This is a genomic window from Streptomyces sp. Ru73 (assembly GCF_002920575.1).
Lineage (GTDB): Bacteria > Actinomycetota > Actinomycetes > Streptomycetales > Streptomycetaceae > Streptomyces.
This window is the reverse complement of sequence record NZ_PQSQ01000233.1, coordinates 1-607: the sequence shown is the minus strand read 5'-3', so window position 1 is coordinate 607 and position 607 is coordinate 1. Positions and strand designations below refer to the sequence as shown.

General features: G+C 83.4%; 2 pseudogenes. Both read right to left on the bottom strand.

The features are described 5' to 3' along the window. Positions 1 to 197: pseudogene (locus C3486_RS37765) on the bottom strand (serine/threonine protein kinase); the annotation flags it as partial. Then, positions 181 to 607: pseudogene (locus C3486_RS37760) on the bottom strand (hypothetical protein); the annotation flags it as partial. The pseudogenes C3486_RS37765 and C3486_RS37760, both read right to left, overlap by 17 nt.

Genomic DNA, 607 nt, shown 5'->3' with positions numbered 1-607 from the left:
GTGTGCCCGACCGTCACCCGCTGCGGCCCGCTCCCCGGCAGCCGGGCCGTCCGCCACGCCCCGCCGGAACCGCTGCCGTCGTCGGTGTACCAGCGGTAGACCACCTCGGCCGGGCCGCTGCTGACCGTGATGACGCCGGAGAACGCCGGCGCCGCACCGGACGGCGGCGGACACTGCCCCCTATAGGCGCCGCGCACGGCCGTGACGACGGCCGTGACGGTGACCCGGGGGAGCCGACGAGCGCGCGCCACCGCCGCCCTTCCCCTCGCCGGAGCCGCCGGAGCCGTCGCTGCCGCCGCCCCCGCCCCGGCCGGCGTCCCGCTCGGCCCCCTGCGCGTCCGACGCGCCGGGCCGCGGCTCCCCGGGCGCCGCCGGGCCGGCAGCGCCGTGGCCGCCGCCCTCGTTCAGCAGCGCCCACGCGGCGCCGCCGGCCGCCAGCGCGACGGCCAGCGCGGCCGCCGCCAGGCCCAGGGCCGACCGGCTCCGGCGCCCGGCGGGCCGCCCGCGGTGCGGACCGTAGGCACCCGACGGGGGAGACGAGGCGGTGCCCGCGGCCGTATCGCCCGGCGCCGCCGCGGCCCCTGCCGCTCCCGTGCCCCCGGTTCCG